Source organism: Acetobacter sp. ESL1128, assembly GCF_058505085.1.
Window position 1 is genome coordinate 1274589 of sequence record NZ_CP196369.1, and the last position, 20119, is coordinate 1294707.

Here is a 20119-nt window from a genome sequence, read left to right on the forward strand (position 1 = left end):
CAAATGTAATTTTAGCTTCTGGATTGATGATGGACCTTATTCGAGACCTTATCCTTCGCTGGAGGGACGATCCCGCAGGTACCTATCAGAGCTGGTTTCTTTGGGACGAGCGTATCAAGAACTTCCGGTCTATCCGTTGTGGCTCGCAGCAGGTCGTTGCGGAGATCACCGCTGGCACATTCGGGGTCGCCTATCGTGGCTCCTCCCTGGAAACGGTTGTTCATTCGATTGCTGAGCAGCGCCAGATATTCAAGGGGGCGGATCATGCATTCCTGTGGAAGCCGAAGCTACGCATTCCCGATATCTATGAAAATCCTGCCAACCAGAAAACATTCGGGCAGCTTCTCGATACCTGCCTGTGTTGCAATACAGAAGAGCACGTGGTCTCGGCCATTTATGCGATTGATGCCCGTAAGATCAAGGGACTGGGACCAGCCGTCGCCAATCTGCTGTATTTCCTGCATCCCACGATCATGCCACCTTTCAATACGGCGATCGTGAAAGGTTATAATGCCCTGACCGGATCAAAGGTGAAGCTGGGGCGATGGGAGGAATATCTTGCCATGCGGCAGGGCATTCTGAAGCTGAATGTGACCTATCGTTCGCTGCTTTCCAATGATCTTGGCGCTATCGGAGGACTGCTGTTTGATCTCGGAAGCGGACGCTATTCAGCGCCACCTCTCGAGGATGACGAAACAGCGCGAAAACTCTGGGAAGCCGATCTTCACCAGGTGAGCGAGCAGAGCGTAAAAGAGGCGCGGATCTTCGCTGCGGAGCAGGAGACGGATCATACCCATACCGAAATTCAGGGATGGCTTCGCGATCTGGGGCTTTCTCTGGGGTATAATGTCTGGATTGCGGCCAATGATCGCAGTCGTCCATGGCAGGACGGTAAATTGGGGGATGGCTGCTTGTCGGTGTTGCCTGGGTTCACGACGAAAACGCAGGGAGCAGATCCGTGCGTCTGATTGATGTCCTGTGGCCGGACCGGGAAAGCCACCGGATTGTTGCTGCATTCGAGGTCGAGCATTCAACGACCATCTATTCCGGCATTGTGCGGATGCCGGATCGTGCTCTCGGGTCAGAGGCGCAGGCTCTGGAGGGACTATTCCTTGTTGCGCCGGATAAGAGAGAAGCCGATGTGCGGGAACAGTTGAAGCGACCGGCCTTCAGTAGGATCGTCGATCTGAAAGTCCGATATCTACCTTATGGAGCGCTTGAGACGGATCGTAAGGCAATTGAGCGCTTTGGTCACGGACTGAAGCCTATTCAGGAAATATCTCATCTCCTGGAGGTAGTGTAATAAAATTACAAATAAGCCATGTGAAGGCAGTATATAAAATAGCGTGAGGGTGTTTTTTATTATCCGTGTGTAATTTATCAAAAGAGAGTTCAGGAGAGCATAATGAGCATAGTTCTTAAAAAAAATGGTCAATTTTACAAAAAATTCAAAGAAAAAAACCCAAAATTCAGCAAAGAAACTTTTCGTTGTGCGGAAGATGCGGTTGAGGCGCTTCTAAATAAACCTACAACATCTGATCGACCAGGAATGCTTCTTGGTAAAGTCCAAAGTGGAAAAACGCGTACTTTTATTAGTGTTCTCGCACTGGCGTTCGATAATGATTTTGATATTGCTATTGTTCTGAGTAAAAATTCTAAAGCATTAATTCAGCAGACTTATAAACGATTACGTAAAGATTTTGAGACTTTTGTTGATGAAAAAGAACTCGAAATATACGATATCATGAGTGCCCCCAGAAAATTTAGCAAGTTTGAGCTGGAGTCAAAATTAATATTTGTTTCTAAAAAGCAAGATGATAACTTGCAACGTTTGATTGATTTGTTCGAATTCCATAAGAGTATGGCTGATAAGAGGGTCATTATTGTTGATGATGAGGCCGATAGTGCATCAATAGGTTACTCAAGAAAAGGAGATATCAAAAATGCAAACAAGATCGCAATGCAAATTAGTGAACTACGCTCTCTAATTTCTCAAGTCTCTTTTCTTCAGGTTACAGCAACTCCATACTCACTATATTTGCAGCCAACAGAGGTAGAAGTTAGCAACGTGCTTGAATTCAAGCCCGTGCGGCCCGTTTTTACAAAGCTAGTTCCTGTACCGAAGGAGTATGTGGGCGGTGATACGTATTTTGGTGAACTATCTCAGAGAGCGGATGACACGCTGGAAAGCCTTATTCATTATCGCGTGGATCACTATGAATTCGATCGTCTAAAAAAATTTGATGGGCGGGTATTTAAACTAGAGGATTCTTTGGTTTCTCCAAAAATTAAAGGGTACCGCACAGCAGTGATCACATTTATCGTCGGGAGTTGTATCCAGCGGATTAATGGCAGCAATGCCGGTAAAAATTCGAAGAAACTACTTTATTCCTTTCTGCTACATTCAGAGGCTGGAAAGAGTGCCCATGACTGGCAGGAACAGTTGACCAATGAACTTGTCCGACAACTCGTAGAGGCCGCTAAGGCCGGAAACGTGGTATTGCGGGACTTGATACAAACCTCATATAATGATTTGTCGCGATCACTTAAATTAGATGATAAGCCCGTACCAAGTTTTGAAGATGTATTTTGTGAGGTAGTTAAAGCACTTTCTGATGATTATATAACTATAACTAAGGTTAATTCGGAAGAAAATGTCATCGATATGCTTGATGATGCCGGACAACTTAAGCTTCGAAGTCCGTTGAATATCTTCTTGGGAGGCCAGGTTCTTGATCGCGGCATTACTTTGACTAATCTAATAGGCTTTTATTATGGACGTCGTCCTAATAGATTCCAGCAAGATACGGTGCTACAGCATTCGCGTATGTACGGATATCGCCGGGATAATTTGGCCGTTACGAGATTTTATACTTCGCAGTCAATTCGTGCAGCTATGCAGCAAATGGAAGAATTTGATTCTACGTTACGTAAGGCTATTGAAACAGGTGCTGACAAGTCGGTGCAGTTTATCCGGCAAGGAAAGGACGGTACGATCGTACCATGTAGTCCTAATAAAATTTTAGTTTCCACTACGCAAACATTACGTCCGTACAAGCGTCTACTTCCGATAGGCTTCCAAACTGGTTATCGTACTGGCGCCAAAGGTATTGGCAAAACTATCGAACATTTAGATGCCGAGATGGAGAAAATCGTGCAATTCGGTGCACCTAAGCCAGTACTAGTCTCGGTAGAGGTGGCGCAGGGATTGCTACGTCAGATAGCATCGACATTGCTGTTCGAGGATGCAGATGACGTGTCTCCATTTGATTGGGAAGCCGCATGCGCTGCGATCGCTCATTTGAGCGCTCAGAACCCTGAAAAAAAACAGCGGGGAAAAATATGGTTATGGGCAGCCACAGGACGTAATTCGGCGCGTCTGGCAAGCTCCAGTTCGCACGCAAAGTATATTGAAACTCCAGACTCAGAGAAAACAGAAGGTCGACTTGCTAAGACGTACGCCATTGATACTCCAATTCTGTTTTTGTTGCGGCAGGAGGGAAAGGCCGACAAAGGCTGGCGAGACACGCCATTTTATTGGCCTGTGATCCGTGCGCAGGCTAATACGCCAACAGCGATCTTTGCTACTGATACCGTTGGCTAGAGCAGATGCCGTTTGAATACGTGTATTCAAACAGGTGAAAATGCCCGTAAAAGTAATAAACGAGAGCATTTTCACCGAACCGGTTTTCGGTAGAAATGCTCTTGATATGGCGGTGGAATTTAAGAAAGGGGTGCATGATTTAGAAAACGGGTTATGCAGAGGCATTGAAAATTCGATTAAAGCAAGCATCTAAAATTGATTGGTTTTCAAATTGGGATTGTCGCAATTTGAGAATTAATTCTGCCCCCGCAACCAGATGAACTTGCGATGCTAACGCATCACGAACCCCAGTCCCGTAAGGGGCTGGGGTTTTCTCTTGGAGGGTTCTCAGAACCGTTAATTGGTGTGCCTTGCTTGTGATTTTGAGTCTTTGGCCTGTCAACGGCGGAGTAAAAGTAGGCCATTAGGCGGCGCAAAAGTAGGCCGTCTGGTGCCGCATTCGGGGAGCGTCGGGAGGGCGTAGCCCGACCAGAGTTCCCCGAATGCGGCGTCGGCGTTCTTATGGGGTGGCGTCGGCGGCTTTTCGTGCCCGGCTTTGGGCGAGGCGATAGCTGTCGCCATTTACCTCGAGGATGCTGACGTGGTGGGTCAGACGGTCGAGGAGTGCGCCTGTGAGGCGCTCGGACCCGAAGGTTTCGGTCCATTCATCGAAGGGCAGATTGCTGGTGATCAGGGTGGAGCCTCGCTCGTAACGCTGCGAGATCAGCTCAAACAGCAACTCTGCCCCGGTCTTTGACAGCGGCACGAAGCCTAACTCGTCGATGATGAGCAGCTTGTAGCCGGCCATCTGTTTCTGGAAACGTAGCAGACGACGTTCATCGCGGGCCTCCATCATCTCGCTGACGAGCGCAGCCGCCGTGGTGAAGCCGACGGACAATCCCTTCTGGCAGGCTGCCAGGCCGAGACCGATCGCGACATGGGTCTTGCCCGTGCCGCTGGGGCCGAGCGCGATGACGTTCTCGCGCCTTTCGATCCACTCGCAGCGCGCCAGTTCCAGCACCAACATCTTGTTGAGCTTCGGGATGGCGGTGAAGTTGAAGCTGTCGAGGCTCTTGGCGGCCGGGAACTTCGCAGCCCTGATGCGGCGCTCGACTGTCCTGCGCTCCCGGTCGATCAGTTCCAGTTCGACCAACCGGGCAAGGTAGCGAACATGATCCACGCCCTCGACCGCGCATTGCCGGGCAAGCTTCTGATGCTCGCGCAGGAAGGTCGGCAGCTTCAGGGTCTTCAGGTGATGAGCCAGCAGGATCTCGGGAACATCGCTGCTCATGCTGGCTCCTCCTCACGATCCAGCAGGCGCATATAGGCTTTGGCCGAGGTCGTCTCCACGGTGGCTCTGGGCAAATAGGGATAAATGTCGAGGTCCAGTCTGGGCGGCCTGCGCTCGGCCCGGCACAGGACGAGGTGCTTCACGGCGTCGAAGCTGATAGCGCCCAGATGCAGAGCCTGCTTCACGGCCACATGCAGATCGGCCAGATCGAAGTTTTCCAGCAGGCGCAGCAACTGCACGTAGGCGCGTCTGCCCTGTTTGCCCATCCGTGCTTCCATGAGGCGGCGCATTGTCGGGAACGCCTCTGGTAGTTCCCAGCCTTGCAAGGGTGCCGCCTGGTCGAGCGCGTTGATCTTGTGTTCGATCAGCGGCAGGTAATGCAGTGGATCGAAGATCACCTCTTCGCGCTCATAACTGCGCGAATGACGGGCAATGATCCCCCCGCCGCAGCCGATCACCACCGCATCGACATAGCCACGGATCCAGACGTCCTGGTGGCCGAAGGCGACCGGAACGGAGTAGTCGTTGGTCTTGAAGCGCACTAGCGCCTGCGAGGAGACCCGACCGCTGGCATGGTCGCAGGCATCGAAGGGAGAGGCTGGCAGCGGCCGCATCGCCGCCAGATCGCGTTGCAGCCGGTCGCAGATCGTCTCAGTCTCGCCGCGCAGCCGGTCCCCCTGGCGCTTACGACACTGAGCCTCGAGCCACAGGTTGAACGCATCCCACGTCGTAAAGTGCGGGATCGGCACCATGAAGTTGCGCCGGGCATAGCCGACCAGTCCTTCGACGCTGCCCTTGTCATTGCCCTTGCCAGGTCGGCCATAGCGGTCCTGGACCAGGTAGTGGGACAGAAAGCCGCTGAACAGCGCTGCCCGCTTGCGTGTGCCGTCGGGCAGAATCTTCGCCACCAGGCAGCGGTCATTGTCGTAGACGATCGACTGCGGCACGGCCTCAAAGAAGGAAAACGCATGGATATGACCGTCCACCCATGCTTCGGCCACCGCCGCAGGATAGGCGCGAACATAGCAGGCGTCGCTGTGCGGCAGATCAAGCACGAAGAAGTACGCCTTCTGCTCAACGCCACCGATGACAACCACAGCCTCCCCGAAGTCCGCCTGTGCGTGCCCGGCCGGGTGCGCCAGCGGCACGAACATCTCCTGGCCGCGCCGTAACCGATCGCGCATGTAATCCTTGATGATCGTGTAGCCGCCGGTAAATCCTTGCTCGTCCCGTAGCCGATCGAACACCCGTTTGGCCGTATGGCGCTGCTTGCGCGGGACCGTCCGGTCCTCATCAAGCCACCGATCAATGACAGCGATGAACGCGTCCAGTTTCGGGCGTCGCACAGGCGCCTGCCGCCGATAGCCCAGTGGGGCCGAATACGCCATCATCTTGCGAACCGTATCGCGCGAGATGCCAAAATGCCTGGATGCCTCGCGCTGGCTCATGCCCCCATCGCAAGCCATGCGAACCTTCAGATATAATTCCACGGTGTAGATCCCTCGTCCCTCCCTGCGCCGCGCAGAAAAGGGAAAAAGTGGACGACTTTTACGCCGCCCGCAGCAGGACTATCCCGCCGCTGCCGTGGTCGACTTTTCCACCGCCGTTCTCATTGGCCTGCTGATTGACGTTTCTTTGGGTCACTTTTGATCTGCGTTTTGAGCAGATTGGGAGCTGTTACCGTTTGATAGCTACGCTGTGGTGCTGATCCGTTCCAGGAAGAGGAAGCGGCGCATGTTGTAGACGATATTAGCGAACCCGATCCTCATGGTGGCCCGGGTGATACCAACAGTTCGGATGGCTGTCGGACCGCGTGACTGATGCCAACCAAAACAATCTGGCTGTTCCGTGAACGCCTGACCCAGGCTGGTGCGATTGATGGCCTGTTCAATTGCTTTGACGCGATCCTGCGGAACGCAGGTTATCTCCCGATGTCGGGCCAGATCCTGGATGCAACGCTGGTGGCGGATCCAAAGCAACGTAACACCAATGCTGAGAAAGCGGATCTCCGGGCAAAACGTATTCCCGAAGACTGGCAGGACAGACCCGCAAAGCTGTCGCACCAAGATCGTCATGCACGCTGGACGCTGAAGTTCATGAAAGCGAAGCGGCAGGACGATGGAACCATGCCATCCAGCGATCTCGCCATCCCGTTCTTTGACTACAAATCCCACCTCTCCATCGACCGGAAGTTCCGGTTCATCCGGAAATGGAAGACGACGGATGCCGCCGCCAGTGATGGTGCGCGATTGAGAGAGTGGCTGCTAGATAAAACCAATACGACCTCAACAGCCTGGGCTGACACGACCTATCGCTCAAAAGCCAATGAGGACTTCATGGAAAAGCAGGGCTTTGTCTCAAAGGTTCACAGGAAAAAGCTGCATCTCAAGCCTATACCCGGTCATATCCAGCAATCGAATGCTGGAAAGTCCGTGATCCGATCCCGCGTCGAGCATGTCTTTGCCGACCAGAAATCGCAGACGGGATTGTTCCCAGACCACGGAAACGTATAAAAGACAGGCGATCGTTGATCAGGTATTCCGTCCGCACGTCTGACAAATTGTTCAGCGTCTGAATGACCAGAATTTTGAACACCAGCACCGGATCAAACGGGGGACGACCGCCTTTGCTTCCGTCTGAATCGGCTAGAGTTTTTTCCAGATCAGGGCGGCACACCTCAAAATCCACAGTCCGGGAAAACGCTTCGAGTTGGCCACTAAGCCCGCTCAAACGAGCAAAGCGCTCTTCAACATCCAAGAAACCCGGCTGCTTCATTATTCATCTACCCCATTACCATAGGAGGCATGGAAACACAGATACGAACACAGAACCATGGAGTTTTTACAACCCTTCATCTACGATATTTTTATATGCATTTACTAATTCGTCTTGATAATTTTGGTCGAAAACATTTCCTAAAACTGATGACAAATCGTTTTCAATCCAAACAAGAATCTGCTTTTCTGCAGGATCCAAAAAAAGATCATCGTTTCCCCATTTGCTTTTTTCCCAATTCCGAGAAAGCCATTCAAACAGGACTAAAGCCTCCTGCTTTGATAAATTTAAATGAATACCATCATTATCAGATGTCGCAGCAGTCATCTGAGCCCTCCATGAGTCATAACGTTATTAATCTGGTCAGGGCAGCAGCCTCACCTCCCTGGGCAGCATCAAGACCGACGGTCGCAATGGCCTGTCTCTTTCTTCAGATTCAGCACCACATTAAGCGCTGCGACATCCACCCCCATCAGATTCAGAGGTCCCTGTAACGCCGTCAGTAGCGCACCGGTTTTATCCCCTTCCCACAACCGCACTGCGATAAGTCTCGTGGAAAACACCGTGCCAGGAAACCCGGGAAACATGGTGCCCGCCGTTAGAAACAGCTTACCAACCTCAACCCACGAAATAGCCTCATTTGCGGTCCCGGGAGCCGGTAACGGGTGCCGATGTTCAATCGCAGCAACTTCCTCAGACTTACCCTCAGGCATAACGATCATACTACGAGAGATCCAGTCCCAATTACAACAGACTAAGCCTTTTGTAAGGCTCTCCCGGCTAGGTGATGTTCGTATATGGCAATATGAAAGTTCCCAACTTGATAGCTGATACTTTCTTGCTCGCGGTATGCCGAGCGTCTTCTTCGATCTTGCAATCTAGGAAAAATTTCTAGACAAAAATATTCTACACAAACAAAATTTCATTTTTTTCATCTATTCTAAGAATAATAGATGAAATATTCCATTCATATGGTATACTATCAATAACTCTCAAAGAATATGCTAATATTTCAGTTATCTATTAGAGATAATGCCTCCAAGGCGACATCTGTAGGCGCAGAGTGAAAACCATAAATCATTAAAAAATTTCTCTTATGCTTTTTTAAGATTGAGTATGAAATATTACTCACCTTCTCCAAAAAAAGTGCTCTTTCTACTCCTCGAGCAACCATACCAAAATCCCTATCCATTTTTTTCTCACCTCTGCACTGGATTTTCTGGCACAATATGAGTGCCTAGTTTTCCATTATGTATAATACCAAACGAAGCTACGGGACCTTTTTCTTCTCCAAATCGTTCTATTGGCTTACCAAAATCAACAATTGGCTTTCCTCTGGCATTTCGAATAATTTTATATTTCCCACTATGAATTCCTAATAAAATCTCTCTTGGATCAACGTCAAGGATACTTCTTACTTTATTAAGTTTATAATTGTTATGTCCTTCTATATGTTTACCTTGAGCACCGTCATGAATTTCTTTAGGTAAATTATCAAAACCTGTTGACGCAATTTCTTCTCCAGAAGCCTTTCCACCAGCAGTAATCTCTCTCTTACCCTGACTATCAGAAACAATCTTCCCCTCTGGCATTTTAATACCCAGATGGAAGGATCGAAGAACCGTTAGTTGATGCGCTTGGCGCGTGATTTCAGGCTTTTGACGATTTGATTGACGCTTCCTATGCGCCCAAAACGTTGATCACATCCTTGGTGTCAAACACGGCCACACCTATCTTATTGAGCTTGTCCGAAATCTGTCCGCCAACTTCACCAACAAGCTGGTTATTCAGCTTCTGTGCGTCAAACTCGTTTGTCCAGGTCTGGTTCGCCTGCCTGACATCCATCTCTGTCAGACTCCCGGCCCGGCATGTTCTGCAGGCTAGTGATACTCAGGGAGCCTACCGACACATCCACGCGGCATCCGGAGACTTCTACGCTGTTCCACGTCAGATAAAAATTGTATTTCTTGGTATATTGAAATTTTATCTCAACAAAATTGGATTTATTAAAACCAAAACAATACTTATTAAAAATATGGTTCAATTTTTGCCAGTAAAATCCATCATCTTCTGACGCCTTCCACTCATTCCAGAAGCCTTGTCCTACACCGGACAAATACAACAGAAACCTGTCCGCCGATGACGTTGTTGGTGCTCGCCCCTCCAACAACCGACATCGCCTCGCCCAGCCCGGTCTGAATCCCCGTAAGCGCGGACTGCACGCCACGCCGGATTGTTTCGTTTCGCCCCAAGCGCTCCGTTGATCGCCAGCCCGACTAACGAGCCAGACGAGACACCGCCCGTGGCCCCGATGTTCTTGTCCTTGTGCATGACCGTCTGCGTCGTGCTGTTCTGCTCCAGAGTCGCAAATCAGGAACCGCTGCGCCTACATCTTATGCACACTTCTTACTTGCAAAACCTTTTTCAAGAAGTACTTTCAACCTCTCAGCCCATTCATAGCCCGTGATTCCATCAGATTTATAATAATATTCACATGATATTTTATCAAAATAACTATCTATTCCACTTTTATTGTTACTATAAAATTCAATAAACAAATAAAAACTCTCAATAACACTAGATATAATATCACACCCTTCCGATTTGCAAAAAAAATTTACAATATCTTCATCAGAATTTCCATCTTCATCCCAATCTTGATGAAAATATCCTTGAATGAAATAATCAAACATTTTAAATTTACGTGTCATTTTTAAGTATACCCTGCCTGTATACGATGGCTAAATAGCGTAGATGCGTCTCTTTTGATTAAAATAATCACTTTTGATGTGCCTATTGGCGTTGTTTGTCTTTTAGAAATAATATTACCTACATAGTGAACAGTATCATACTTAAGCACAAGTGTTTTACCTTTTCCAGGCAAAAACTGTGGAATCTGCACCTGATTTGCATCAATAATCTCAAAGACTGCTCTTTCCGCTGTAGCCCGATCAGGAAATGAGGAAGATCCTGTTATCTTTGCCTCTCGAGGCAACCTGTTTACAAACTCATCATCCGTTTTCCCAACGTGTTTTTTCTATCAGATGACCTCCAGCACTCTCATGTGTCTGAAGCCCCCCTAAAACGATAGGACTACTCGGCAGTTGATCTTCACATGCAATAATCTCTCTCTCTTACTCTGGCTATCAGAACGACCTTCTCCTCTGGTGTTTTAATACCCAGATCGCCCTTAGCATTTTTAACCCAGCTATAGCCTTCAGGCAGGGGTGGCTGAGCCGTTCCGGCAGATCCGTTTTCATACGCTTTCCATGTGTTCGATACACTTGTCGGGACCGCAACCTGAAGGGTTGTAAAAACTCCATGGTTCTGTGTTCGTATCTGTGTTTCCATGCCTCCTATGGTAATGGGGTAGATGAATAATGAAGCAGCCGGGTTTCTTGGATGTTGAAGAGCGCTTTGCTCGTTTGAGCGGGCTTAGTGGCCAACTCGAAGCGTTTTCCCGGACTGTGGATTTTGAGGTGTGCCGCCCTGATCTGGAAAAAACTCTAGCCGATTCAGACGGAAGCAAAGGCGGTCGTCCCCCGTTTGATCCGGTGCTGGTGTTCAAAATTCTGGTCATTCAGACGCTGAACAATTTGTCAGACGTGCGGACGGAATACCTGATCAACGATCGCCTGTCTTTTATACGTTTCCGTGGTCTGGGAACAATCCCGTCTGCGATTTCTGGTCGGCAAAGACATGCTCGACGCGGGATCGGATCACGGACTTTCCAGCATTCGATTGCTGGATATGACCGGGTATAGGCTTGAGATGCAGCTTTTTCCTGTGAACCTTTGAGACAAAGCCCTGCTTTTCCATGAAGTCCTCATTGGCTTTTGAGCGATAGGTCGTGTCAGCCCAGGCTGTTGAGGTCGTATTGGTTTTATCTAGCAGCCACTCTCTCAATCGCGCACCGTTGCTGGTTCTGGATATTTAAGCTCGGGTACCTGCTGTGCGGAAAAAATATCCATTGCAGAGCCAATCAGCGAAGATCACCCGACATGACCTTTCGGCGTAAATGGCTGTTTTCTCTGCCAAAGGCGCTTCATAACATTTATACATCGCCCAGGAGGAGGCGGGCTACCATGCCTGCGCGAGCCGCCGGACCTGGTGGCACAAAGGCCTGTCCCGCGACAAATACACCTTCCATGAGCAACACCAGACCGGCGGTCAGTGACTCAGGCTCTCGTGCGCCCAGAAGTGCAACGCGAGAGGCAATCCAGTCGGCCATCGCCTGTTTCAGTCGCGCGGCCTCCCTGCGAACAGGGTGGTCGTGATCGGGGAACTCCAGAATTGCGTTTGTCAGCCCACAGCCGCGATAGGCCGGACGGGAGGCCCGCTCAGCCAGACCGTCGAAATAGGCGAGGAGCTGGCCGCGTGGATCGTCAGGGTAGGCGGCCTCAGCGTCCTCGAAGCGAGTGCGACAGGTTTGGTAAAATTCATCAAGATAGACCGCCGCCAAGCCGTCCTTGGACTCATAAGCGCGGTAGAGCGATGGCTTGGTGACGCCCGCGTTCTGCACGATCTCCTCAACACCAACGCCGCGTATTCCATTGCTGTAGAACAGTTCGCGTGCTGAGGCCCGAATGCGTTCGGCGGCACTAACGCCGGTGATGGGTCGCTTCATGACATATTTTCCGCTTGACGATGTTACCGACCGGTACCTACGCTGCACGCATTGTAACTTACCGGTCAGTCATATGAGCAGAAACCTTCATATCCGCAAGGGTACCGTCTTTACAGCGGTCGTGGCACTCACCTTTCTTTCCTTGCTGGCATCGGCTGGCGTGCGCTCAACACCCGGTGTTCTGATGATGCCCCTGCAAATGGAGTTGGGGTGGAGCAGGGCCATGGTTTCGTCAGTCGCCGCATTCGGTATTTTCCTTTACGGTTTTGTGGGGCCGTTCTCGGCGGCACTGATGCAGTCGATCGGCATCCGGCGCACACTAATCGGGGCACTCCTGCTGATCGGTGCTGCGTCCGGGCTTTCGCTGTTTATGACAGCGCCGTGGCAATTTTTTCTCACCTGGGGCCTGCTGACCGGTTTTGGCACGGGGGCCGTTGCAATGGTGCTTGGCGCTACAGTTGTTAACCGCTGGTTCGTGGCGCGTCGCGGCATGGTCATGGGGCTGCTTGCTGCGAGTACGGCGACGGGGTCGCTGCTGTTCCTGCCTGTGCTGGCTTCCCTCGCGCAGACGTATGGCTGGCGAGGGCCAATTGTTGCTGTGACAGTTGTGTGTCTGGGTCTTGTGCCGCTCGTCGCACTATTCCTGCCAGAGCATCCCGAGCGTCTGGGGCTGGTGCCGCACGGGGCGCAGGAAGGATATGTCCCTCCCGCGCGTCCGTCGGGTCATCCGTTGCGCATTGCGGTGTTGGCGCTGCGTGAGGCGATGGGCACGCGGGATTTCTGGCTGTTGTTCCTGACGTTCTTCGTGTGCGGATTCACGACAAACGGGTTGATCGGCACGCATTTTATCGCGATCTGCGCTGATCACGGCATCGGCGCGGTTCCGGCGGCAGGGTGCCTTGCGCTTATGGGGTTCTTTGACCTGTTCGGCACCACTGCCTCGGGCTGGCTCACTGATCGAGTGGATGCGCGGCGGCTGCTTTTTGCCTATTACGGACTGCGCGGCCTGTCGTTGATGGCGCTGCCGTTCGTAGACTTTCACGGTGCAAGCCTGACGCTGTTCGGCGTTTTCTACGGCCTGGACTGGATCGCTACGGTACCACCAACGTTGCGTCTCGCCAACGCCGCATTCGGCGAGGCACGAGCACCGGTTGTATTCGGGTGGATCGTGTTCGGCCATCAAATCGGCGCGGCCATCGCGGCATCGCTTGCAGGTGTGTTGCGGCAGGCACAGGGAAACTATCGTGACATGCTGGTGATGGCCGGGTTTGTCGGGGTAGCCGCCGCGCTCATGGCGCTGCGGATCGGGCGGTCCCCAACGCAGGGCGCCGTTGTCGCTGCGGAGTGAGTTGATAGCTCTTTCTCTCAAAAGCAGGGGAGGGGCTTTTCATGCATGCTTTTGCTCCATGCCACGATTGAGACAGGGAAATAGAAATGGATCCCGTCTGCATCTTCCCATGCGCCCATGCCCAGACTATCCTGCCCTTCTGCAATATCCTTGGCAAACATCGCTTCCAGAGCACTCCAGTCCTCCGGGGCGACTTGGTCCTGCAGGCGGGACTCAAGGCGATATTGATGTACCACAACAGGTTCGAGGCCTGCATCCGCTCCCAGCGAGAGTAACTGATGCAGTGTCAGGGCGCTTGTATGCGAAGGATCACGGAGCGTTTCCGCACGGTCATAGTCTTTCTGGCATTCCGGAGTAGGGGTGGCGTCAATCACAATGACCCGGCCTCCGGGACGGCAGACGCGCACCATTTCCGCCAGAACTTTCTCGGGTTTTTGCATGTGGTGAAAGCTGTAGCGTGTCACGACCCGGTCGAAGCTGTTGGCCTGAAACGGTAAATGCAGCGCATTGCCAATATGATACGCCACCCTCACGTTCTCCCTGTCTGCACGCAGGCGTGCCTGTTTGATCATAGCGGGGGTCAGGTCGATGCCTGTGACCTCTGCGCCAACGCGGGCCAGTTCACACGCGACAATCCCTGGGCCGCAGGCGACATCAAGCACCTTCATGTCTTTGGTAACTGCGCAGGCAGCAAGCGTCTGGGCCATGCTTTCCGTCTCTGCGTGAATAGCCAACTCGGCAAATGGTTTTGCCCAGCGTGTAAACTGGTCAACGATCCGGGTATCATGCGGTGTGCGTGAAGCAGACATCTCTATTCCTTTCCTAGGCGTTTCAGGATAAGGAAAGGACAGGTGGCCGTCTAACGCCATCCGGCCATAAATGAGCGGATACCGGCCAATGAAAAATCTGACCTCCAGAGAGACACAAAGTGTTCTTGTCGAGAACAGGCTGGATGGCCCGGGCCAGCCCGGCTTTGCATTCCGTAATCCATCTTCCGCCATCTTTTATGACTGGCACGCGCATCCATGCCACCAGATTACATATGCAAGACGCGGCACGACACAGATCGAAGGTCCGGACGGACATCATCTGTTACCCGCGGCGCATGCCGTATGGATTCCGGCAGAAACACGCCATCGGACCATGATCCGAGATCTGGACGGTGTTTCCGTCTATTTTGATCCGGCGTATTTCCCGCATGGCCACATGGAGCATATCCACACATTCCCCATAACGACCATGTTGCAGGAGATGTTGCTCCACACTGTGCGTTGGCAGTCCGGCTCAGCCGAACATGATCCCATTGCCCGAAGTTTTTTTCAAACCGTTGGTTTGCTCTGTATGGAGCAAATGCAGGCGAAAACAACACGGGTTTTCACGCTACCGCGTGCCACCCACCCGTCTATCGTGCGGGCTATGGACGCAGCCCTTGCCAGCCCCGGACAGGCAAATCTGAGCTTGATGTTGCATCATGCTGGAATGTCGGAGCGTAGTTTCCGCCGCCATTTCCATGCAGAAACTGGCATGACATGGCAGGAGTGGATCGCCCAGGCCCGTCTCTTCCACGCAGCAAACCTGCTTGCCGAAGGGCAACGGGTAACGGATGTGGCAGCTGGTGTCGGTTACGCATCGCTTAGTGCATTCGCAAAAGCGTTTACGAACCTGATGGGGATGTCGCCGGTCCGTTTTCGGAGCTTATAAACAAATACCCGGACTGTAGGCGACTGCCTCCTGTCTGCTTCAGGGTTGTTGGAAATTATGAGGTAAGGTTTGTTTGTTAAAACAATCGACTACCATTGGGGACTTGACGTTCAGGTTCAATCAGCACGACGTTCTTCTGGGTATCATAAAACCCAAGCGTCAAGACTTCCGAAATAAACGGCCCAATCTGTCGAGGTGCGAGATTCACAACACAGGTCACTTGTCGGCCAATTAAATCAACAGAAGTATATAAATCCGTAATTTGAGCACTAGATTTTTTTAATCCAATGTCAGGGCCAAAATCAATCTTCAGTTTCCATGCCGGTTTCCGTGCTTCTGGAAAAGGGTCAACTTCAATTATGGTACCTACGCGAATATCAGTCTTCTGAAAAACATCGAAAGAAATGAGTGTCACAATTTTATACTCCACTTTTGTGTGATGCTGTTGCAGCGTTATTGAGATCGCGATGATGTTTTCGATGCACTGATACGCATGTCATTACACTACAAACAACGAATGTAAATGCGGCCACTTCAATGGGACGCGGCCACCGATGTTCCCAGAGAAAACCGTAGATAAGGGCAAAAAGCGTTTCAAAAAGAATCATCTGTCCCGTCATGGTCAAAGGAAGTAAACGGCTCATTTGGTTCCATAAAACATTGCCAAAAAAGGAGGCAATGATTGCAACTGCCGTAGAGACCTCCACAAACCTACCCCATGAGGTGAGATCGTGCTTTAAGTAGCCAATAAGGAACGCAACGGGGATAAGACAAATGACCTGAGCGCCAGTTACAAGACCCACAAGAAGGTTCCAATCATGAATTGATACTGTGCTTAGGCGGGCAAGACTGCGACTATTGCCGACGGCATAGGTGGTCCAAGACAAAAGTGCAGCAACGGACCATAACAACCCCATACTCGTCTGATGTGTCGCCTCAGGCGCGACCAGCCAATACAAACTGCACCTGCGCAACACAGAAGAAGCGATGGGAAGAGAGCTATAAGAGGGATGGCCTCTGTGTCGGAGAGACAGGATCGGTGTGGAGGCGCTTTGGCGACCGCTCTTGCTCGCGCTATAATTGAAGCTACTGATGGTCGCTAGCGCAATGAGACCGTATGGCAGATAAATAAGACTCTAGTGAAAATGGTGCCGTTATGATGTTGCGAGTGTGTGCCATTTTTCAAGCATTGTTTCTTCACCTACTTTTCTATCCGACGGAATAGGCATCCATCTAATCAGGCAGTTCAAAGAAGAAGGGTAACCAAATGCCGCCCATAATTCTTCAATCACTAGCCATGGATTATCGAAAGTATTTCGATGTTGATACAACCATCTTACAGCTAATAACATCCAGCGTTCGCGCACCAATTCATCGGGAACCGTATATTTCTGCGCTTGCTGAAAGACCAATGCCTTTAGGGCTGGTACATCATTGTTTATTCTAGCGATAGCTAATGAAGTATATAAATATTCATTTTTCAGAGCGAGAACCTCAGCTAATTCTGCAATTGAGCTCACATCAAGCCAGTGGTTAGTCAAGGCCCATGCCAAGTCTCCCCAATCGACTTTAATATTCTGTTCGACGAACTCTTTGGTGAACTTGGGGAAAGGCTTATAATCCAATTTATTCATCCTACCGCCATGGCTTGATTAAGTTCTAATAGCGTCTAATCTGGTCTGTAGTCAGACGAGAGGGGCAGAGTTGCTTCTAATTTTCTATAGGTAAACATAAAGAGTGCTTTTGGGACACTTCCCGGCATTAATAAACATTCAATTCCACTAGGATTTCCGGAATCCCGTTTTTTATAGGAGTTAATGTGAAGTTAAGTGAATTGCATGATTCTAGCTTAATCCAGTTAACGTTGGATTGGCGATCGGGTTTGTTGTCTTGTCGTCTCAATACTGGAGAGGGGCCAGTAATCTTGGTGGCAGATAGAGTCAAAAAACTGACCTGCCCCAGAAAACACCCATGGGGTGCAAGTGTCTCGATAAATGAAGTTAAAGCGTATGACATCGATGGGGGATTGTGCATACAAATGGAAATACAAAGTGGTGATAAAATCGAGATTATTTGTGAAGGCTTTAATCTACAGCAATATTATTGATTAAGCAGAATTATGGTCTCATCGCAATGAGAGTGTATTGCTTTTGATCTTAATTTAACCAGACAATTATGAACCAAAATACGATTTTTGACATGCCCACAACTCTCTCGACTTGTGAGCATGTCTTGCGTTGTTAGTGGTGAGACGGCCTGACCGCGGTAACCTCAATTTCTACCAGCCACCCTGGGTTGGCGAGTTGCGCAACACCAAAAGCAGAGCGAACCGGCAGGTTGGGCTGTGACGCGGTGCCAAAAAACTTCGTGTAGCCTTTCATCATGCCTTCAAAATCAAGCTTTTTGGTTTTTGCGTCCGCCACCATGAAAACATGCATCTGCACTACGTCGCCCATGGTCAGCCCCATGCCTGCAAGTGTCTCCTCTATTCGTTTGAGAGCCCCTTCCGTCTGTGTGGCCATGTCACCATACGCTTCCAGACTTTTCTGGGGTGCTTTCGTATTGACGACAGGGGCGCCCATGCCGCTCAGGTAGATGGTGGAAGAACCAGCAGGCACTTCAATTGCTGAGGCAATAGGAAAAGTGGCTTCGTTATGCCTTACAATGTCACTTTGAGCATGCGCTTGTGCAAAGGATACGGACGCCGCCAGAACAGTTGTTGCAAAAAGGGCAGAAACCCTTCCGGCCTTGAATACACGCATAGTCTTATTGCTCCTCGGCTGTCAGGTGCGGGCGCATAAGAGCGACCTCTGACGGGTTAAGTTTATCTGTGTAATGGTTGCCAAAATGTGTACGAATATAGTCCACCACATCCGCAATCTGTTTGTCATTCAACAAACCGGAAAACCACGGCATGGCTCCATAACCGTTAAGGATAACGGTTGCAGGGTAGCTGGCAACCTGCAAGCGCGGATTATGGGCCAAAGCAGGGATTTGCGCCCCGGCACCAACAGCGCCTTGACCCTCTGCCATATGGCAGCTCTGGCAGATGTGGCGGTAGACTGCCTCGCCCGATGGCAAGGCTTCCATTTTACCAGAAATTGCACTCGCGCTATCTGCCTGTGCAAAACCGGCTGGTGTCGTAGCAGCCACGAGCGTCGACAAAAGAAGAAATTTTCGCATCAGGCCGCTCCCAAGGCTCGTTTATGCAAACGCGTGACCGCATCCAGTGCGGATAGGATGGCGCCTTCCTGCCAGCACCCGACATACGATGCATGCTCGCCCGCCAGAACAACCCTCTGATCAATGGAACACAGCGTTTTATAGTGTGTTTTGCGTGCTTCCTCGCTCCACATCGAGCAGCACCCTAAAGTCCACGGCACCCGGCTCCATGCGAAACTCACGCCATTGAGGAATTCCTTCCGGTATTGAGGATGAAAAGCCAGCCCCTGTTTTATACCCTGTTCCAGCCGCTCCTGAGGCGACATTCCTGCAAAGTCATATGCCGCAGGGCCAAACATATAGCCGCCAAGCAGCACCGCCGGTCCCTTGGAAAAAATGCCGTGGCTCGGGTAGGAAATCTGACTGATAGGTTGATCCGTAAAGCTGATGCCACCGTAAATCTGGTCATCTTCCTCCCAAAAACGGCGTTTGAATTCTAGGCCAAGCTTAACAGAAGAGGCATAGGGCACTGCACCAATGGCGGCTTTCATGCCGTCGCTCACCTGCACATCCAGCTGTGACAGAATGGACAGGGGAATTGTGCAAACGCAATAATCAGCCTTTGCCTGACGAACCACACCACCATGCTGCATGTCGTTATAGGTAACACTGACGCCATGATCATCCTGATGAATGGCCGTGACCTTGCAGTTGAGTTGCAGCAGGTCCTTTACCTGTCTGGTAAAAGCCTTACCAATATTGTCCATCCCCCCTACGGGTTGGAACATCGTTGTCTGCATATCCAGCCGCTCGTGGAATGCCATCCAGTTCCATAGACCGGATTTCCAGACTTCTCCCCGGTTCATCAGGTCAGAAGGGATCGGGGCTCCGTTCAGTCCGCCGCCTTGTGGCTTTTCAAATCCGCGGCGTAACGAGCTGATGTTACCCTTTGTGTAAGCCAGTTCCGGGGTGAGGGCGCCCCAGCCCTGCATGGCATCTTTCAGATGCGCCACCTCATCTGGGGTAACCAGATCATCGAGTTTATGCTGGTCCACGGCTTTGGCCAGAAGCTCTGCCGTAAAACCGGTAAAATCCGCAGCCAGCTCCCGGTAGCGCACGGCTTTGCCACCGAAAGAACCCGTCGAATGGAGCCAGCTATTATGGTTCAGCTCAATAAAGGGTTCCAGTTGCACACCAAACTCACGGCAGTAGTACAAAAGCCCCTGATGATGGTAAGGAATACGCCACGGGCCAGGATTTATGTAATTCCCCGGTGCAAAGCCAACCTTTTGAGTTGCACCACCCAGTTCTGTTACTGTGTCTCCTCCGCGCAGGCTGATGTTGCGGCCACCGCTGCGTGTCTGGAATTCAATGATTTTGACATTATAGCCCGCTTTGCGCAGTTCGTACGCACTCAGCATACCTGCAAGGCCAGCACCCAGCACCAGAACTGATGTTCCTTTTTTTGCGCCAGATAATTTGGGAGGGCCTGCAAAATCCGTGCCCATTGCATGGCCCATGCTGGTCATGGCCTGATACAGTGCCACACTTCCCGCCAACTTACCTATGCGGCTCAAAAGTTGCCGCCGTGTTTGTGAATGGGTGTTTGATGGGCTTGCCATTGAGTATCCC

Annotated in this window: 18 protein-coding genes and 5 pseudogenes; 6 read left to right on the top strand and 17 right to left on the bottom strand. The window is 51.0% G+C overall.

Annotated elements, in window-relative coordinates; genetic code table 11:
* Nucleotides 1–26 precede the first annotated feature (26 nt).
* Nucleotides 27–1303, top strand: a pseudogene (locus ACSYTG_RS05900) (type II restriction enzyme NmeDI-related protein).
* Between the two features lie 102 nt (nt 1304–1405).
* On the top strand, nt 1406–3604 hold the full coding sequence (locus ACSYTG_RS05905; RefSeq protein WP_489784194.1) for a Z1 domain-containing protein: 2199 nt from the start codon (nt 1406–1408) through the stop codon (nt 3602–3604).
* Between the two features lie 499 nt (nt 3605–4103).
* On the opposite strand, the gene istB is transcribed toward ACSYTG_RS05905, so the two are convergent.
* Together istB and istA are read right to left on the bottom strand one after the other, a co-directional pair.
* On the bottom strand, nt 4104–4874 hold the full coding sequence (gene istB / locus ACSYTG_RS05910; protein WP_415421200.1) for an IS21-like element helper ATPase IstB: 771 nt from the start codon (nt 4872–4874) through the stop codon (nt 4104–4106).
* The gene (gene istA / locus ACSYTG_RS05915; RefSeq protein WP_462897561.1) at nt 4871–6364 is read right to left on the bottom strand and encodes an IS21 family transposase; all 1494 of its coding nucleotides are present in this window, start codon (nt 6362–6364) and stop codon (nt 4871–4873) included. The genes istB and istA overlap by 4 nt, the downstream gene beginning before the upstream one ends.
* A 339-nt stretch (nt 6365–6703) precedes the next feature.
* On the opposite strand from istA, the pseudogene ACSYTG_RS05920 reads away from it, so the two are divergent.
* Nucleotides 6704–7366: pseudogene (locus ACSYTG_RS05920) on the top strand (transposase); the annotation flags it as partial.
* Here ACSYTG_RS05920 and ACSYTG_RS05925 read toward each other — a convergent pair.
* The 6 genes and pseudogenes from ACSYTG_RS05925 to ACSYTG_RS05950 all read right to left on the bottom strand — a co-directional run.
* Nucleotides 7365–7652, bottom strand: a pseudogene (locus tag ACSYTG_RS05925) (transposase); the annotation flags it as partial. The pseudogenes ACSYTG_RS05920 and ACSYTG_RS05925 sit on opposite strands and share 2 nt — an antisense overlap.
* A gap of 63 nt (nt 7653–7715) precedes the next feature.
* Nucleotides 7716–7976 (bottom strand): hypothetical protein, encoded by a 261-nt coding sequence (locus ACSYTG_RS05930; RefSeq protein ID WP_491706452.1) that lies wholly within the window; start codon nt 7974–7976, stop codon nt 7716–7718.
* 872 nt (nt 7977–8848) lie between these two features.
* Complete coding sequence (locus ACSYTG_RS05935) at nt 8849–9241, bottom strand: polymorphic toxin type 50 domain-containing protein (RefSeq protein WP_489784237.1); 393 nt, start codon at nt 9239–9241, stop codon at nt 8849–8851.
* A gap of 88 nt (nt 9242–9329) precedes the next feature.
* Nucleotides 9330–9494 carry a hypothetical protein gene (locus tag ACSYTG_RS05940; RefSeq protein WP_489784238.1) on the bottom strand — a complete coding sequence of 55 codons (165 nt, stop codon included), beginning with the start codon at nt 9492–9494 and terminating at the stop codon, nt 9330–9332.
* A 548-nt stretch (nt 9495–10042) separates the two neighbouring features.
* Nucleotides 10043–10360 carry a contact-dependent growth inhibition system immunity protein gene (locus ACSYTG_RS05945; RefSeq protein ID WP_489784239.1) on the bottom strand — a complete coding sequence of 106 codons (318 nt, stop codon included), beginning with the start codon at nt 10358–10360 and terminating at the stop codon, nt 10043–10045.
* Between the two features lie 2 nt (nt 10361–10362).
* Nucleotides 10363–10644 (bottom strand): RNase A-like domain-containing protein, encoded by a 282-nt coding sequence (locus ACSYTG_RS05950; RefSeq protein ID WP_491706453.1) that lies wholly within the window; start codon nt 10642–10644, stop codon nt 10363–10365.
* Between the two features lie 382 nt (nt 10645–11026).
* Here ACSYTG_RS05950 and ACSYTG_RS05955 point away from each other — a divergent pair.
* Nucleotides 11027–11314, top strand: a pseudogene (locus ACSYTG_RS05955) (transposase); the annotation flags it as partial.
* Here the strand turns inward: ACSYTG_RS05955 and ACSYTG_RS05960 are convergent.
* Both ACSYTG_RS05960 and ACSYTG_RS05965 read right to left on the bottom strand, forming a co-directional pair.
* Nucleotides 11313–11570 (bottom strand): annotated as a pseudogene (locus ACSYTG_RS05960) (IS5/IS1182 family transposase); the annotation flags it as partial. The pseudogenes ACSYTG_RS05955 and ACSYTG_RS05960 overlap by 2 nt on opposite strands.
* A 133-nt stretch (nt 11571–11703) precedes the next feature.
* Entirely contained in the window at nt 11704–12276 is a 573-nt protein-coding gene (locus ACSYTG_RS05965) for a TetR/AcrR family transcriptional regulator (RefSeq protein WP_489783854.1), read from the bottom strand.
* Nucleotides 12277–12349: 73 nt separating this feature from the next.
* On the opposite strand from ACSYTG_RS05965, the gene ACSYTG_RS05970 reads away from it, so the two are divergent.
* Nucleotides 12350–13624: an MFS transporter gene (locus ACSYTG_RS05970; RefSeq protein WP_489783855.1), complete on the top strand. Its 1275-nt coding sequence runs from the start codon at nt 12350–12352 to the stop codon at nt 13622–13624.
* Nucleotides 13625–13641: 17 nt separating this feature from the next.
* Here the strand turns inward: ACSYTG_RS05970 and ACSYTG_RS05975 are convergent, their stop codons facing one another.
* Complete coding sequence (locus tag ACSYTG_RS05975; RefSeq protein ID WP_489783856.1) at nt 13642–14433, bottom strand: class I SAM-dependent methyltransferase; 792 nt, start codon at nt 14431–14433, stop codon at nt 13642–13644.
* A gap of 334 nt (nt 14434–14767) precedes the next feature.
* Here ACSYTG_RS05975 and ACSYTG_RS05980 point away from each other — a divergent pair, with 334 nt between their 5' ends.
* Nucleotides 14768–15325, top strand: coding sequence for a helix-turn-helix transcriptional regulator (locus tag ACSYTG_RS05980; protein ID WP_489783857.1), 558 nt, complete (start codon nt 14768–14770; stop codon nt 15323–15325).
* 76 nt (nt 15326–15401) lie between these two features.
* Here the strand turns inward: ACSYTG_RS05980 and ACSYTG_RS05985 are convergent, their stop codons facing one another.
* The 6 genes from ACSYTG_RS05985 to ACSYTG_RS06010 form a co-directional block, all read right to left on the bottom strand.
* Nucleotides 15402–15740, bottom strand: a complete 339-nt coding sequence (locus ACSYTG_RS05985; protein WP_489783858.1) for a tRNA-binding protein — start codon at nt 15738–15740, stop codon at nt 15402–15404.
* A 4-nt stretch (nt 15741–15744) separates the two neighbouring features.
* On the bottom strand, nt 15745–16242 hold the full coding sequence (locus ACSYTG_RS05990) for an EamA family transporter (RefSeq protein ID WP_489783859.1): 498 nt from the start codon (nt 16240–16242) through the stop codon (nt 15745–15747).
* A 237-nt stretch (nt 16243–16479) separates the two neighbouring features.
* The gene (locus ACSYTG_RS05995; RefSeq protein ID WP_491706454.1) at nt 16480–16950 is read right to left on the bottom strand and encodes a DUF2247 family protein; all 471 of its coding nucleotides are present in this window, start codon (nt 16948–16950) and stop codon (nt 16480–16482) included.
* Between the two features lie 615 nt (nt 16951–17565).
* On the bottom strand, nt 17566–18087 hold the full coding sequence (locus ACSYTG_RS06000) for a RidA family protein (protein ID WP_086647249.1): 522 nt from the start codon (nt 18085–18087) through the stop codon (nt 17566–17568).
* A 4-nt stretch (nt 18088–18091) separates the two neighbouring features.
* On the bottom strand, nt 18092–18358 hold the full coding sequence (locus ACSYTG_RS06005) for a c-type cytochrome (protein ID WP_491706455.1): 267 nt from the start codon (nt 18356–18358) through the stop codon (nt 18092–18094).
* Between the two features lie 149 nt (nt 18359–18507).
* Nucleotides 18508–20109: a flavin monoamine oxidase family protein gene (locus tag ACSYTG_RS06010; RefSeq protein WP_489783863.1), complete on the bottom strand. Its 1602-nt coding sequence runs from the start codon at nt 20107–20109 to the stop codon at nt 18508–18510.
* Between the last annotated feature and the right edge of the window lie 10 nt (nt 20110–20119).

Excerpts from the sequence above, each read along its gene's own strand:
- ACSYTG_RS05930 (WP_491706452.1), bottom strand. The coding sequence starts at position 7,976 with ATGACTGCTGCGACATCTGATAATGATGGTATTCATTTAAATTTATCA.
- ACSYTG_RS05945 (WP_489784239.1), bottom strand. The coding sequence starts at position 10,360 with ATGACACGTAAATTTAAAATGTTTGATTATTTCATTCAAGGATATTTT.
- ACSYTG_RS05980 (WP_489783857.1), top strand. The coding sequence starts at position 14,768 with ATGATCCGAGATCTGGACGGTGTTTCCGTCTATTTTGATCCGGCGTAT.
- ACSYTG_RS05990 (WP_489783859.1), bottom strand. The coding sequence starts at position 16,242 with ATGGGGTTGTTATGGTCCGTTGCTGCACTTTTGTCTTGGACCACCTAT.
- ACSYTG_RS06010 (WP_489783863.1), bottom strand. The coding sequence starts at position 20,109 with ATGGCAAGCCCATCAAACACCCATTCACAAACACGGCGGCAACTTTTG.
- ACSYTG_RS05965 (WP_489783854.1), bottom strand. The coding sequence starts at position 12,276 with ATGAAGCGACCCATCACCGGCGTTAGTGCCGCCGAACGCATTCGGGCC.
- ACSYTG_RS06000 (WP_086647249.1), bottom strand. The coding sequence starts at position 18,087 with ATGCGTGTATTCAAGGCCGGAAGGGTTTCTGCCCTTTTTGCAACAACT.
- ACSYTG_RS05935 (WP_489784237.1), bottom strand. The coding sequence starts at position 9,241 with ATGCCAGAGGGGAAGATTGTTTCTGATAGTCAGGGTAAGAGAGAGATT.
- ACSYTG_RS06005 (WP_491706455.1), bottom strand. The coding sequence starts at position 18,358 with ATGGCAGAGGGTCAAGGCGCTGTTGGTGCCGGGGCGCAAATCCCTGCT.
- ACSYTG_RS05975 (WP_489783856.1), bottom strand. The coding sequence starts at position 14,433 with ATGTCTGCTTCACGCACACCGCATGATACCCGGATCGTTGACCAGTTT.
- ACSYTG_RS05970 (WP_489783855.1), top strand. The coding sequence starts at position 12,350 with ATGAGCAGAAACCTTCATATCCGCAAGGGTACCGTCTTTACAGCGGTC.
- istB (WP_415421200.1), bottom strand. The coding sequence starts at position 4,874 with ATGAGCAGCGATGTTCCCGAGATCCTGCTGGCTCATCACCTGAAGACC.
- ACSYTG_RS05940 (WP_489784238.1), bottom strand. The coding sequence starts at position 9,494 with ATGGATGTCAGGCAGGCGAACCAGACCTGGACAAACGAGTTTGACGCA.
- ACSYTG_RS05905 (WP_489784194.1), top strand. The coding sequence starts at position 1,406 with ATGAGCATAGTTCTTAAAAAAAATGGTCAATTTTACAAAAAATTCAAA.